The sequence below is a fragment of the Actinokineospora xionganensis genome, assembly GCF_014323725.1.
Classification (GTDB): Bacteria; Actinomycetota; Actinomycetes; order Mycobacteriales; family Pseudonocardiaceae; genus Actinokineospora; species Actinokineospora xionganensis.
The window spans coordinates 1-13,316 of sequence record NZ_JABVED010000020.1; the positions used below are offsets into that span (position 1 = coordinate 1).

Consider the following 13,316-nt stretch of genomic DNA (forward strand, 5'->3'; position numbering starts at 1 on the left):
GCGCCGCCAAGCTGCCGGGAGGTCTCGTCCGCGACGCGGCGGAGCACTCCCGCGAGCGCGTCGGTGACGGGGACGACGGTGTCACCCAGCAGCAGCGTGCCCTCGTCGACGCGGCGTTTGGGGTTGGGCTCGAAGCGCGAGGGGTCCAAGCGGGCGCGTCGCTCGGCGTCGCGGCCCACGACCAGCCCACCGTCCTCGGCCGCGAACACCGCGGACGGCATCATCGACGACCCGTCGACGTCGACCACCCTCGGCGGGCGGCCGTGCGCGGACAGCACGGCAACGGTGTTCGACGTGCCGAGATCCACCGACAGGACGTTCACTGCTCTCCCCTCATCGCACCCGACTACACCTCAAGCCCCCGGGTAGTCGCGCAGATAGTCCCATGCCCGACCTTTCGCGCGGTCGCGGTAGGCCGAAGTGCCTGGCCGAGTTGTCCACAGGCGACGCCGGAGGACTGGGCGGTGTCGGTGCCGTCAGGTAAGCATTGACATATGGCGGTGAACGCGCTCGACCTGTTCACGCCCGCGACGAGGCAGTGGTTCGCGGGCGCTTTCGTCGCGCCCACCGAAGCCCAGACGGGGGCATGGCGGGCCGCGGCGGCGGGCGAGCACGCGCTGGTCGTGGCACCGACCGGATCGGGGAAGACGCTCGCGGCGTTCCTCTGGGCGCTCGACCGGTTGGCCGCCGAGGGCCCGCCCGTCGAGGCGAAGCACCGCTGCCGGGTTCTCTACGTGTCTCCGCTCAAGGCGCTGGCGGTCGATGTCCAGCGCAACCTGCGGGCGCCGCTGGCGGGCATCCGGCAGGCCTCGCACCGGCTGGGCTTGCCGGAGCCGGACATCACGGTGGGCATGCGGACCGGCGACACCCCGGCCGACGAGCGCCGCGCGTTCGCCAGGACCCCGCCGGACGTGCTGGTCACCACGCCGGAGTCGCTCTTCCTGCTGCTGACGTCTGCTGCGCGCGAATCGCTGCGCGGGGTGCGCACGGTGATCGTGGACGAGGTGCACGCGGTCGCCGGGGCCAAGCGCGGGTCGCACCTGGCGCTGTCACTGGAGCGGCTGGACGCTCTGCTGGAGCGGCCCGCCCAGCGGATCGGGCTGTCGGCGACGGTGCGGCCGGTGGACGAGGTGAGCGGCTTCCTCGGCGGCGGCAGGCCGGTCACCCTGGTCCAGCCGAAGATCGGCAAGACGGTGGAGATCCGGGTCGAGGTCCCCACCGAGGACATGTCGAGCCTGACCGAGCAGCACAACGACGACGGAAACGACCGGACGACAGCCTCGATCTGGCCGAAGGTGGAGCGCCGGGTGCTGGAACTGGTGCGGCAGCACCGGTCGACGATCGTCTTCGCCAACTCGCGGCGGCTCGCGGAGCGGATGACGGCCAGGCTCAACGAGTTGGCGGACGAGGAGCCGGTCGATCTCGACCGCTTCCCCGCGGAGGCGATCGGCCAGTCCGGCCTCACCACGATGGCCTCTCCGGTGATCGCGCGGGCGCACCACGGCTCGATGTCGCGAGAGCAGCGCACGCTGGTCGAGGAAGACCTCAAATCCGGCAGGCTGCCGTGCGTTGTGGCGACGTCGTCACTGGAACTGGGCATCGACATGGGCGCGGTCGACCTGGTGGTCCAGGTGGAGGCGCCGCCGACGGTCGCGTCCGGCCTGCAGCGCGTCGGGCGTGCGGGCCACCAGGTGGGCGCGGTGTCGCGCGGCGTGATGTTCCCGAAGTTCCGAGGCGACTTGGTGTCCTGCGCCGTGGTGGCCGAGCGGATGGCTCAGGGTGCGATCGAGGCGGTCCGGTACCCGCGCAACCCGCTCGACGTGCTGGCGCAGCACATCGTCGCGATGGTCGCGGTGGAGCCGTGGACGGTCACCGAACTCGCCACGCTGGTGCGGCGGGCGGCGCCGTTCGCGTCGCTGCCGGATTCGGCGCTGTACGCGGTGCTCGACATGCTGGCGGGCCGCTATCCGAGCGAGGAGTTCGGTGAGCTGCGGCCCCGGGTGACGTGGGACCGGATCAGCGGTGAGCTGCGCGGCAGGCCTGGTGCGCAACGGCTCGCGGTCACCTCCGGTGGCACGATCCCGGACCGGGGGCTGTTCACCGTGATGACCCCGCCGGACGAGCGGGGCGCCGGGTCGCGGGTCGGCGAGTTGGACGAGGAGATGGTCTACGAGTCGCGCGTGGGCGACACGTTCCTGCTCGGCACGTCGGCGTGGCGGGTCCAGGACATCACCCACGACCGGGTGATCGTCACACCCGCGCCGGGCGAGCCCGCGCGGATGCCGTTCTGGAAGGGCGACGCGCCGGGGCGTCCGCTGGAACTCGGTCGCGCGCTGGGCAAGTTCGTCCGCGAACTGTCCAGTGTGGACGATTCAGCCGCGCGGGACCGGGCCGCGGTGGCCGGGCTGGACGGCTGGGCGACGGACAACCTGCTCGCGTACCTGTCCGAGCAGCGCGAGGCGACTCAGCACGTGCCCGACGACCGGACGATCGTGGTCGAGCGCTTCCGCGACGAGCTCGGCGACTGGCGGCTGGTCGTGCACTCGCCGTTCGGCGGGCAGGTCAACGCGCCGTGGGCGCTGGCGATCGGCGCCCGGCTGCGCGAGCGCCGCGGCGTCGAGGCGCAGATCGCGCATGGCGACGACGGCATCGTGATCCGGCTGCCCGACGCGGTCGACGACCTCGGGCAAGAGGTTGTGGCGGGCGCCGAGGACGTGCTGCTCGACCCGGACGAGGTCGAGCAGATCGTGGTGGCCGAGGTCAGCGGGTCGGCGCTGTTCGCCGCCCGGTTCCGTGAGTGCGCGTCGCGGTCGTTGTTGCTGCCCAGGCGGGATCCGCGCAGGCGCACCCCGCTGTGGCAGCAGCGGCAGCGCTCGGCGCAGCTGTTGTCGGTCGCGGCGAAGTACGAGCAGTTCCCGGTCGTGCTGGAGGCGATGCGCGAATGCCTGCAGGACGTCTACGACGTGGGCGGCCTGCGTGAGCTGATGTCGGACGTGCGGGCGCGGCGGGTGCGGGTGGTCGAGGTGCAGACGCAGGCCGCGTCGCCGTTCGCGCGCAGTCTGTTGTTCGGCTATGTCGGGATGTTCCTCTATGGCAGCGACGTTCCCCTCGCGGAGCGGCGGGCGGCGGCGTTGTCGCTCGACAGCGCGCTGCTGGCCGAACTCCTCGGGTCCGAGGCGATCCGCGAACTGCTCGACCCGGATGTCCTGGCCGAGGTGGAACGGTCGCTGCAGCGGCTCGACCCGAACCGGCACGCCCGACACGCCGAGGACGCGGCGGACCTGTTGCGGTTCCTGGGAGATCTGTCCGAAGCGGAGGCGCAGGCCCGGGGCGTGGCGCCGCAGTGGCTCGCGGAACTGGAAGCCGCGCGACGGGTGCTTCGGGTCCGAATCGCAGGCGACGAGCGGTTCATCGCCATCGAGGACGCGGGCCGGGTCCGCGACGCGCTGGGCACCGCGCTGCCGGTCGGCGTGCCCGAGGTGTTCACCGAGCCGGTCGCCGATCCGTTGGGCGACTTGCTTTCCCGCTACGCCCGCACCCATGGGCCGTTCCCCGCGGCGGAGGCCGCCGCCCGGTTCGGGCTCGGCGCGTCGGTGGTGACCGGGGTGCTGGAGCGGCTGGCGGGCGCGGGCAGGCTGGTGCGCGGCGAGTTGCGGCCGATCAGCGGCCCGGAGCCGCCCGCGGCCGTCGAATACTGCGACGCCGACGTCCTGCGGCGGCTGCGGCGCTCGTCGCTGGCGCGGCTGCGGGCCGAGGTCGAACCGGTCGAACCGGCGGCGCTGGGCCGGTTCCTGCCCAGCTGGCACGGCATCGGCCGCAAGTCCCGCTCGTCCGCGACCGCGGATGACGTGCTGGCGGTGGTGGAGCAGCTCGCGGGAGCGCCCATCCCGGCGAGCGCGTTGGAGTCGCTGGTCCTGCCCTCGCGGCTGCGCGGCTACTCCCCTGCCCTGCTCGACGAGCTCACCGCCGCGGGCGAGGTCACCTGGTGCGGCACCGGCACGCTGGCGGGCGGCGACGGCTGGATCGCGCTGGCACCCGCCGATGTCGCCGACCTGCTGCTCCCCGATGTCGAGGACACCGTCCCCGACACCCCGCTGCACACGGCGGTCCTGTCCGCTTTGGACGGTGGCGCGCTGTTCTTCCGGCAGGTCGCCGACCGCACCGGCGCCGTCCTGCTCGACGGCGGCGCCAAGTCCCCGAACGACCCGGATGTCATCGCGGCGCTGTGGGATTTGGTGTGGGGCGGCCTGATCACCAACGACACAATCGCGCCGTTGCGTGCTCTGGTCTCCGGCAAGGGCGCCGCGCACCGGCCCCGCCGGACAGCTCCCCGCGGGCGCTACGCCCGGCTGCGCACCGCCCGCCCGGACATGCCCACCCGCACCGGACCACCGACCGTCGGCGGCCGCTGGTCCCTGGTCGTCCCCCGCGAACAAGACCCGACGCGACGCGCCCACGCCCGGGCGGAGGCATTCCTTGAACGCCACGGGGTTCTCACTCGCGGCGCACTGGACACCGAGCGGGTCACGGGTGGCTTCAGCGGCATCTACAAGGTGCTGCGGGCGATGGAGGAGTCGGGCCAGATCATCCGCGGCTACGTCGTGGAGGGCTTGGGCGCTTCCCAGTTCGCCGCCCGCGGCGCGGTCGACCGCCTCCGGGCACTGTCGCGCGCGGACCCGGCCGACGCCCCCGAATTCCCCGCGACCGTCCTCGCCGCCGCCGACCCGGCCCAGCCGTACGGCGCGGCACTCACGTGGCCGGAGGCGTTGGGGGAAGGCAAACACCGCCCGGGCCGCAAGGCCGGGGCGCTGGTGGTGCTGGTGGACGGCGTCCCCGCCATGTACGTCGAACGCGGCGGCCGCACCCTACTGTCCTTCACCGACGAGGAACCTTCCCTACGCGCCGCCGCCGAAGCCCTCTCCCGCGCCGTCCGAGACGGCTGGCTCGGCTCACTGTCGGTCCAGAAGGCGGACGGCGAAATAGCCCTCACCTCATCCCTGGCCACAGTCCTCCGCGACGCGGGTTTCCGAGCCACCCCCAAGGGCCTGCGCCTACGCGCATAGGAGCAGGGCAGGGCACCCACGCACGCATCCGTATCCACGCCCGAAATCGGGACCAACGGCCCGTTGCGATGCCGGGGCACCCTCTCAACCACCATGAAACTCATTGCCTTCCGGATCAACGCGAACCTCAGCCCCAACCGCCCCCACAGCCAACCGGACCCGGTTCCTGACAACCTTCGGCTCCACGACCCGAACAAACTCCAACCACGGCCCAACACCTTCAAGCGAAGCGAAGTCATCAGTCGCGAGCGCCACCCGGCGGCCGGTGATGGTCGACCACGCCAAAGCCTGGCTCGCGGGTGCGAGGGCGTCGACCACGATCGCCGCCACCGGGCCGGTCGCCGCGTATTCGGGGCGGGGTTCCAGGACACAGAACTCGTTTCCCTGTGGGTCGCGCAGTACTGCCCACGGGGTGCGGCCCTGGCCGATGTCGGCGTGGGCGGCGCCCAGGGACAGTGCGTGGGAGACGATGTCGCCCTGGTCGGCGGCCGACTGGGAAGCCAGGTCGAGGTGGACCCGGTTTTTCACCGTCTTCGGCTCGTCCGCGGGCACGAACGTCAGCGTCAGCTCAGGAGCGTGGACTTGCGTCCCGTCGAGTGGCACGTGGAGCAGGTCGGCCCAGAACCTCGCCGACACCAAGGGATCGGCACTGTCCACGACGACGTTCACCTGGCCGGTCGACACGTTGTCGACGCTAGCGGCTGAAGCGGCGGACCGGGATGTCGATGGCGGGTTCGCACACCAGGTTGAACTCGTTGCCCTCGGGGTCGGCCAGGACGCGGTCGGACAGCCGGGTGGCGCCGAGGGCGAGCAGCCAGCCGACCGGGTCCTCGATGTCGGTGGGGAACATGTCGAACTGGATGCGGTTCGGCGTGCGCTTCGGGTCGGGGACGCGGAGGAATTCGATCCAGGGCCCGTGGGTGTCGAGGGGGCGCAGGGCGGCCGAGTCCTCGCAGACGTGCACGACCGGCCACCCGGTCGCCGCCGACCAGAAGTCCGCGACCCTGGCCGGGGCGACCGAGTCGATCACGACGGCGGCGAGCGGGCCGGTGTCGGTGTAGAGCTCGCGTGGTTCGAGGACGCAGAACTCGTTGCCGTCGGGGTCCTGGAACACCGTCCACGGCATCGCGGGACCTTGGCCGATGTCGACGACGTGGGCGCCGATGTCCGCGGCCAGGGAGGTGAGGACCTGGTACTCGTGTGGGCTCTCGGTGGCCAAGTCGACGTGGATGCGGTTCTTGCCGGTCTTGGCACCGTGCGCGGGGACAAACACCAGGTCAAGGTCGCAGCCACCGATCTCGGGCCCCACCAGTCTGCGGCCCTGAGGGCCGTCGGGAATGGCGGTGCCGCCGAGCATGACGTACCAGAACTCGGCGGCGGCACTCGGATCCGCCGCTTCGATCACGACGCTCGCCAGGCGGGTGGACATACCGGACACGGTAGCCGCGTACGCGACATCGCGTTTCGACATCCACCCACCGACGCGCCGACCAGCACTTTCGAAGATCATGCGCGGACGGTCCGCCACCCGCACCCGACTCCGCGCGGCGACGCGCTCCCACCGAATGGCCGAGTCGCCTACACCCAAACGCCAGTCACCGTCGCTGGGCATGTGGTCGCACGGCTGCCGCTGGTCGCGCGGGGCGCGCTCGCCACCGTGCTCCCTCACGCTTGGGGCGCGCACCCACCCTCACCAACGTGGGTGGGCGGGTGCCCCGCCCACGCGCCGTTCGTGAGCGGACGCGGTTGTCGTCGCCGACGGGGAAGCGGTCACCTGGTTCGGATCGCGTCGGCGTGACCAGCGAATCGCCGGTCGGGCGGTCAGCGGGTGGCGAGGCGCAGGAGGGCCCACATCTGGGAGGAGATGTCGAGATCTCCCTCGAGCGTGAGCGACCTGTCGAACACCGCCCGCCTGCCCCACAACCACAGGTACAGCTCCACCGCGTCGCCGGTGACTGAGGCGTCCGCGGTCTCGGCTTCGGCCGCCGTGGCTCGGGTGGCCTTGGTGCTGACCGGGCCCAGGGTCGCGAGCCAGAACCGGTCTCCCGCGTTGATGGCCACCGTGCCCCGGCGGGTGCCGGAGACGCCGAGAACCGAGAGGCGGTGGGTGAACCACAGCCGCAGGACCTCGTCGATGCCGTCGAGCGCCACTTCGGGCTCGACGAGGTCGATCTCACCACCCGCCGCGGTCTGGACGTCGATGCGGTGGACCGTGCTCTCGTGGGCCATGCGGCGACGCCAGAAGCCGTAGTGGTGTTGCGCGGGATCCCAGGTGGGGCAGGGTTCGTCGGGGTGGTGGGTGACAAGTTCGCCGAGGAGGGTCCGCAGACCGTCGCGGAGGTAGTCCTCGACGGTTTGGTCGCCGAGGGGCTGGCGCTGCCAGGACGTCGGGCGGTCGCCTGCCCGGATCCAGGACACCACGGTCCGGTAGACGCTGCCGACGTGCCGGACCGTCTCGCCGATGTCCAGGCCGGGGCAGCCGGGGATCAGGCGGTCGTGGTCGGCGGCCTCGGCGGACGCGGCGAGCAGGCCTCCTTCGTGTTCGAGGATGTCGAGGTATCTGTCGTATTCCAGGAGCGGCGTCCAGCTCATCGCCTGTCGCCGTGCACGGCACGGTGGACGAGGGCGATGAACTGCCCGGACTGGCGCACCAGGTCGTCGGCGGCGCGGGGACCGACGCGGCTGGTGATGCCCGCCTGGACGGCGGCGCGAGTGGTGGAGCAGGAGGCGAAGAACGCCGACCACTCCCGCATCTCCGGGGCGACCGAGGAGAGCAGGGTCCACACACTGGTCGGCTTGGCGCGCCCCCGGTGCGGCCGCCCACGGGCGGCGAGCAGCGCGGCGGCGGCCCGAAGCGCGCAGAGGTACGCCTCCGCGAAACGCTGGGCGGGCTGCGGTTGCCGGACGGCGGCGGCAAGCCCCTGCTCGGCTTGGGCGAGCAGGCCGAGCGCGGCCGGGGGCACCGCGGGCACCAGGCCCCGCTCGTCCTGCGTCGCGGATCGGTCGCGACGAGGAGACGTGGCGACACGGGGTGAAACCTGCGCACCGACCTGCCCGTGTCGGGTCGAAGCTATTCCGCGCTCTACCTGGGCGGGCATCGAGTTGGAACCCGAAGCGCCACGCTCCCCCGCTCCGGCCGACGCCGGGGTCGCCCGGCCTTGAACCGGAACCGGCATGGCTGGGTGCACACCAAGGTCGGGCTGGACCGCCTCTGCCCCACCGGCCGCTGACACACGACGCGGGGTCGCGGCGATGCCATGGTGGGATCGGGGGTGGGATCGGTCGTGCGTGGCAGGCGTGGCGAAGCCCAACTCGGCTTGGGCGAACCCGTCCGACGCTGTTGCCGGGGTGACTGGGAAGTCCAAGGTGCTGGTCATCGTGGCCTCCTCGCAAGATTTCCGTCACGGCTGGTGACGGGCGGCGCCGAGGGGAAGCCGGCGGCGCTCGGTGGTGAGGCGCTTCCCCCGCCCCACCACCGAGCAGATTCGAACTAGTGTTCGAACAACGCCAGCCTAACCCGGCGGCTCGCGGGCTTCAAGCAGGCTCGGGTGTGACCTGTGGACTACTTGCCCACGACCAGATCAGGGATGGTGAGATGGAGCGGTGAGCACACTCGAACATCCCGCCGTGGCCAAGGTCGCCGCGGCTCTGCGCGAAGCGGGGATGGAGCAGGCCGCCGACGGGATCCGGATCCTCGACGCCGACGTGAAGACCGCCGCGGCGGCCGCGGCGGCGTTGGGGGTGGACGTGGGGGCGATCGCCAACAGTCTGGTCTTCCGCACCGACAGCGACCCCCTGCTCGCCCTCACCTCCGGCGCCCACCGCGCCGACACCGGGCTGCTGGCCGAGCTGGCCGGCGTGCGGGAGGTGGGACGGGCCGACGCCGCCTACGTCCGGGAGCACACCGGCCAGCCGATCGGCGGAGTCGCCCCCACCGGCCACCCGGCGCCGCTGAAGACGCTGGTCGACCGGCACCTCGCCCGCCACGCCGTGGTGTGGGCTGCCGCGGGCCACCCGAAGTCGTTGTTCCCCACGACGTTCGCCGACTTGGTGACGCTCACCGGGGGCACGGCTGCGGATGTCGCGCACGAGGAGGATGATCGGGCACCGTGACCGCCGCCCCCTCCCCCCGCGTCGACCGCTTCGCTGAGCTGAGCTCCGAGGAGCTGCGGGTGCGCCTGCGCGAGGCGCTGGCGCTCTACGTCACCGCCATGCGCTACCCGAAGGGCACAGTTGAGCAACGGGCCCCGATGTGGCTCGCGCACATGCTCCGCGCGGGCTGGCGTTGCGTGGCGGCCTTCGACAGCGACGACCGCATGACCGGCATCGCCTACGGCTACCGGGGTTCGCCCGGGCAGTGGTGGCACGAGCAGGTGCGCCGCGGCGTGACCGAGAACCGCGGGCCCGCTGTCGCCGAGGCGTGGATGTCGGACTACTTCGAGCTGACCGAGCTGCACGTGCTCCCGGACCGCCAGGGGCAGGGCATCGGCGAGGAACTGGTGCGCAGGCTGGTCTCCGGGGCGGACACGGCCAACGTGCTGCTGTCCACCCCGGAGGGGCCCTCCCGCGCCTGGCGGCTCTACCGCAGGCTCGGTTTCGACGACGTCCTGCGCGACTACCAGTTCACGGGCGACCCACGCCCTTTCGGTGTCCTGGGCCGCCCGCTTCCCCTCTAGGTCTTGTCTGACAAATCTCGGCGGCGAGAGTCGTGATCGAGGTGGTTCCTGGCGGTGCGGCCGGAATGCCCTCGTACCGGGTTGTACTCGGGCGTTCCGGCCGTGCCGTCAGGGGCCGCCTCGGCGCGGCTCTCGCTGTCGCGATTTGTCAGACAGGACCTACAGAGCCGCGAGGCGGGTGCGCAGGGTGTCGAGACCCATGGCGCCCATCTCGAGGGCTCGCTGGTGGAACGTCTTGAGCGAGAAGTCCTCGCCCTGCCGCGCCTGGTATTCGTCGCGGGCCTGCAGCCAGAGGCGTTCGCCGAGCTTGTAGGTCGGGGCCTGGCCCGGCCAGCCGAGGTAGCGATCGATCTCGTCGCGCACGTGCGCCTTGTCGGTGATCGTGCGGGTGAGCAGGAACTCCAAGCCCAACTCGGGAGACCACCGCTCGCCCTCGTGGAAGCCCGCCCCACGGGGGATCTCCAGCTTCAGGTGCATGCCGATGTCGATGATCACCCGGGCCGCGCGGAAGATGTTGGCGTCGAGCATGCCCAGCAGGTCGCCGTCGTCCTGCAGGTAGCCGAACTCGCGCATCAGACGCTCGGCGTAGAGGGCCCAGCCCTCGCCGTAGGCGGGCACCCAGGTGAGCAGGCGCTGGAACTTGTTGAGACTCTCCCCCTGGGAGACCGCGGTGGCGATCTGCAGGTGATGCCCGGGCGCGCCCTCGTGGTAGACCGTGGTGACCTCGCGCCAGGTGGAGAACTCCTCCCGGTCGGCGGGCACCGACCACCACATGCGCCCCGGACGGCTCCAGTCGTCGGTCGGGCCGGTGTAGTACGCGCCGACACCGCCGCCGGGCGGGGCGATCTTGCACTCCAGCCGCATGATCTCGTCGGAGATGTCGAAGTGCACGCCCCGCAGGTCGGCGAGCGCGCGGTCGGACAGGCCCTGCATCCACTCCTCGAAGGCCTTCTTGCCGCGCACCTGGTAGCGGGGGTCGGCGTCGAGCTTGGCGGCCGCGTCGGCGATGGTGCCGCCGGGGACGATGCGGCCCGCGACCTCCTTCATCTCCGTCTCGAGCCGGGTGAACTCCTCCCAGCCCCACTCGTAGGCCTCGCGCAGGTCGAGGGTGGCGCCGGTGTACTCGCGCGACCAGAGCCGGTAGCGCTCCTCGCCGACGGCGTCCTCACCGCTCGACTTGGGAGCCAGCTCACCGGTGAGGAAGTCGGCGAGTTCGCCGTAGGCCTCGGCGGCGACCCGGGCGCCCGTGTCGATCTCGGCGCGCAGGGCGCCCTCGGCGACACCGTCCGCGCTATCGGCGAACGTGGCGAAGAACGACTTGGCGCCGCCCCGGCCGGACCAGGTCTGGCACTGTTCGGCCGTCTTGGTGATCTGGCGCAGCGCCGCGACGTCACCCCGGGCCGCGGCGAAGCGCAGCGACTCCTGGTAGCCGGCGAGCGCGGCGGGAACGGCGGACAGCCGCTTGGCGATCACCGCCCAGTCCTCGGCGGTGGCGGTCGGCATCAGGTCGAAGACCTGCCGCACGTCCTGCGGGGGGCTCGCGATCACGTTGAGGGTGCGGTAGAACTCGCCCGCCTCGTGCAGCTCGGCCTCCAGGCCGACCCGTTCGAGGAACACCGCCTTGGCGTTGGCCTCCGACACGTCGGCCGGTTCGGCGGCGCGCATCGCGGCCAGCGCGGCGGTGGCGATGGCCGCTCTGTGGTCGACGCCCTCAGGCGACAGGTCGGGAAGTCGGTCGTCATGCCCGGCGATACCGAGGTAGGTGGCGAGGATCGGCTCCGCCGCCGCCGAGTCGTCGACATAGGAATCACTGATCTTGTGCACGCCGGTGGGCGGTAAGGACACCATGCCTCGCACGCTACCGTCCGGTCACGGCCCGCAGGCAACCGATAAACAGCCGGGCGGCGGTGGCGTGGACATAGCCGGCAGGATGGCCGAGTGCATCAGGCCATCCCCCGTTTTCCCAGGTGGGCCGCTTTCGCCCTGCTGAGTCTTCTCGCCGTGCTGACCCTGTCCGGCTGCGTCCGGGTCCAGGCATCGATGACCGTCTCGGAGAACGACCTCGTCTCCGGCCAGCTCGTCATCGCCGCGGTCTCGATCAAGCAGGGTGACACCGGTCCCACGCTGAAGATCCCACCCGAGCTGGCGGGCAAGGTGAAGACGCAGGTCTACGCCGCCGACGGCTACGTGGGACAGACCATCTCCCTGCAGGAGCTGACCTTCGCCGAGGTCGGGATCCTGTCGGACTCGATCACCGTCGGCAAGCAGTACCGGCTCAGCTTCCGGCGCGCGGGCGACCTGGTGACGATGGCCGGTTCGGTCGACCTCACGGAGTTGCCGAAGGACCGCGCCGACGTGCAGTTCAAGGTGACGCTGCCGGGGACGGTGAACCGGACCAACGGGGTCAACGACAACGGGACGATCAGCTGGAAGCCCAAGCCGGGCGCGGTCACCGAGTTCAACGCGACGGCGCAGTACACGGACTCGTCAGGAGTCTCGTGGACGAAGTGGGTCACGATCGTGGGCGCGTCCGCCGTCGGTGTCGCGTTACTGGTCCTGGCGTTGGCGTTGTTCTCCCACCGGCGCACGATCGCGCGCGAGCGACACGGCGGCTGACCGCTCAGGCGCGGCTGGGCACCATCCCGAGCCGGGCCACCACTTCCCGCGTCGCCTTGGCTCGGTTGAACGTGTAGAAGTGCAGGCCCGAGACGCCTTCGGCGATGAGCCGCTCGCACACCTCGGTGACCAGGTCGATCCCCTCGGCCCGGAACGCGGCCGCGTCCCCGACCAGCGGGTCGAGCCGGGCGGCGATGCGGGCGGGCACGGGGGCGCCGGAGAGCTCGACGGTCTTGGCCAGGATCTTCGGGGTCGTCAGCGGCATCACGCCGGGCAGCAGCACGGCGTCGCAGCCCTTCGCGGCGACCCGGTCGCGCAGCCGCAGGAAGTCCTCCGGTTCGAAGAACAGCTGCGCGATAGCGAAGTCGGCTCCGGCGCGGAACTTGCGGAGCAGGTTCTCCGTGTCGGCGTCGATGTCGGCCGACTGCGGGTGCCCGTAGGGGAACGCGGCCACGCCGACGCAGAAGTCGCCGAGTTCGCGCACCAGCGCGACGAGTTCGTCGGCGTAGTTCAGGCCGTCGGGGTGCGCGACCCACGGGCCGTTGGGGTCGCCGGGCGGGTCGCCGCGCAGCGCGAGGATGTTGCGGATCCCCAGGGCCGCGTACCAGCCGATGACGTTGCGCAGTTCGGCGACGGAGTGGCCGACCGCGGTCAGGTGCGCCATCGAGACCAGGGTGGTCTCGCGCGCGACCCGGCCGGTGGTTCGGATGGTCCGGTCGCGGCTGGAGCCGCCCGCGCCGTAGGTGACCGACACGAACGCGGGGTCGTAGCCCTCGAGTTCGCGAATGGCGTTCCACAGCCGTCGTTCGTCCGCCTGGTCCCTCGGGGGCATGAACTCGACCGAGAAGACCGGCCTGTTCGAGCGGATTCGCTGCAAAACGGTGGTCATGTACTGAAGAGTATCGGGCGTCCGATCATTGGGACAGCACTCCCACAGTTTGGAAGAAGGTCGCCGGACGTC

At 71.6% G+C, this 13,316-nt stretch carries 10 protein-coding genes and 1 pseudogene; 4 read left to right on the plus strand and 7 right to left on the minus strand.

Features of this window, described 5'->3' with window-relative positions:
• Nucleotides 1-323 (minus strand): annotated as a pseudogene (locus tag GPZ80_RS26780) (Hsp70 family protein); the annotation flags it as partial.
• Between the two features lie 171 nt (nucleotides 324-494).
• Between GPZ80_RS26780 and GPZ80_RS26785 the strand changes: the two are divergent.
• Nucleotides 495-5,063: an ATP-dependent helicase gene (locus tag GPZ80_RS26785; protein ID WP_187223864.1), complete on the plus strand. Its 4,569-nt coding sequence runs from the start codon at nucleotides 495-497 to the stop codon at nucleotides 5,061-5,063.
• Between the two features lie 84 nt (nucleotides 5,064-5,147).
• Here the strand turns inward: GPZ80_RS26785 and GPZ80_RS26790 are convergent, their stop codons facing one another.
• From GPZ80_RS26790 to GPZ80_RS26805, 4 genes are all read right to left on the minus strand, one after another.
• Nucleotides 5,148-5,747: a VOC family protein gene (locus GPZ80_RS26790; protein WP_222719923.1), complete on the minus strand. Its 600-nt coding sequence runs from the start codon at nucleotides 5,745-5,747 to the stop codon at nucleotides 5,148-5,150.
• A 10-nt stretch (nucleotides 5,748-5,757) separates the two neighbouring features.
• Nucleotides 5,758-6,492, minus strand: coding sequence for a VOC family protein (locus GPZ80_RS26795; RefSeq protein WP_187223865.1), 735 nt, complete (start codon nucleotides 6,490-6,492; stop codon nucleotides 5,758-5,760).
• A 392-nt stretch (nucleotides 6,493-6,884) separates the two neighbouring features.
• Entirely contained in the window at nucleotides 6,885-7,655 is a 771-nt protein-coding gene (locus tag GPZ80_RS26800) for a maleylpyruvate isomerase family mycothiol-dependent enzyme (RefSeq protein WP_187223866.1), read from the minus strand.
• Nucleotides 7,652-8,035, minus strand: coding sequence for an SAV_6107 family HEPN domain-containing protein (locus GPZ80_RS26805; protein ID WP_312880601.1), 384 nt, complete (start codon nucleotides 8,033-8,035; stop codon nucleotides 7,652-7,654). The genes GPZ80_RS26800 and GPZ80_RS26805 overlap by 4 nt, the downstream gene beginning before the upstream one ends.
• Nucleotides 8,036-8,666: 631 nt before the next feature.
• Between GPZ80_RS26805 and GPZ80_RS26810 the strand changes: the two genes are divergently transcribed.
• Together GPZ80_RS26810 and GPZ80_RS26815 are read left to right on the plus strand one after the other, a co-directional pair.
• Complete coding sequence (locus GPZ80_RS26810) at nucleotides 8,667-9,176, plus strand: YbaK/EbsC family protein (protein ID WP_187223867.1); 510 nt, start codon at nucleotides 8,667-8,669, stop codon at nucleotides 9,174-9,176.
• A complete protein-coding gene (locus GPZ80_RS26815; RefSeq protein WP_312880602.1) occupies nucleotides 9,173-9,739 on the plus strand; it encodes a GNAT family N-acetyltransferase in 567 nt (188 codons plus the stop codon). The genes GPZ80_RS26810 and GPZ80_RS26815 overlap by 4 nt, the downstream gene beginning before the upstream one ends.
• A 159-nt stretch (nucleotides 9,740-9,898) precedes the next feature.
• Here GPZ80_RS26815 and GPZ80_RS26820 read toward each other — a convergent pair whose 3' ends face one another.
• On the minus strand, nucleotides 9,899-11,587 hold the full coding sequence (locus tag GPZ80_RS26820) for a DUF885 domain-containing protein (RefSeq protein WP_187223868.1): 1,689 nt from the start codon (nucleotides 11,585-11,587) through the stop codon (nucleotides 9,899-9,901).
• A 90-nt stretch (nucleotides 11,588-11,677) separates the two neighbouring features.
• On the opposite strand from GPZ80_RS26820, the gene GPZ80_RS26825 reads away from it, so the two are divergent.
• The gene (locus tag GPZ80_RS26825; RefSeq protein WP_187223869.1) at nucleotides 11,678-12,355 is read left to right on the plus strand and encodes an LppM family (lipo)protein; all 678 of its coding nucleotides are present in this window, start codon (nucleotides 11,678-11,680) and stop codon (nucleotides 12,353-12,355) included.
• Between the two features lie 4 nt (nucleotides 12,356-12,359).
• Here GPZ80_RS26825 and GPZ80_RS26830 read toward each other — a convergent pair whose 3' ends face one another.
• On the minus strand, nucleotides 12,360-13,244 hold the full coding sequence (locus tag GPZ80_RS26830) for a methylenetetrahydrofolate reductase (RefSeq protein WP_187223870.1): 885 nt from the start codon (nucleotides 13,242-13,244) through the stop codon (nucleotides 12,360-12,362).
• Nucleotides 13,245-13,316 lie beyond the last annotated feature (72 nt).

Bases quoted from the DNA above. Each gene is read 5' to 3' on its own strand.
- GPZ80_RS26785 (WP_187223864.1), top strand. From the start codon at position 495: ATGGCGGTGAACGCGCTCGACCTGTTCACGCCCGCGACGAGGCAGTGG.
- GPZ80_RS26795 (WP_187223865.1), bottom strand. From the start codon at position 6,492: ATGTCCACCCGCCTGGCGAGCGTCGTGATCGAAGCGGCGGATCCGAGT.
- GPZ80_RS26800 (WP_187223866.1), bottom strand. From the start codon at position 7,655: ATGAGCTGGACGCCGCTCCTGGAATACGACAGATACCTCGACATCCTC.
- GPZ80_RS26820 (WP_187223868.1), bottom strand. From the start codon at position 11,587: ATGGTGTCCTTACCGCCCACCGGCGTGCACAAGATCAGTGATTCCTAT.
- GPZ80_RS26830 (WP_187223870.1), bottom strand. From the start codon at position 13,244: ATGACCACCGTTTTGCAGCGAATCCGCTCGAACAGGCCGGTCTTCTCG.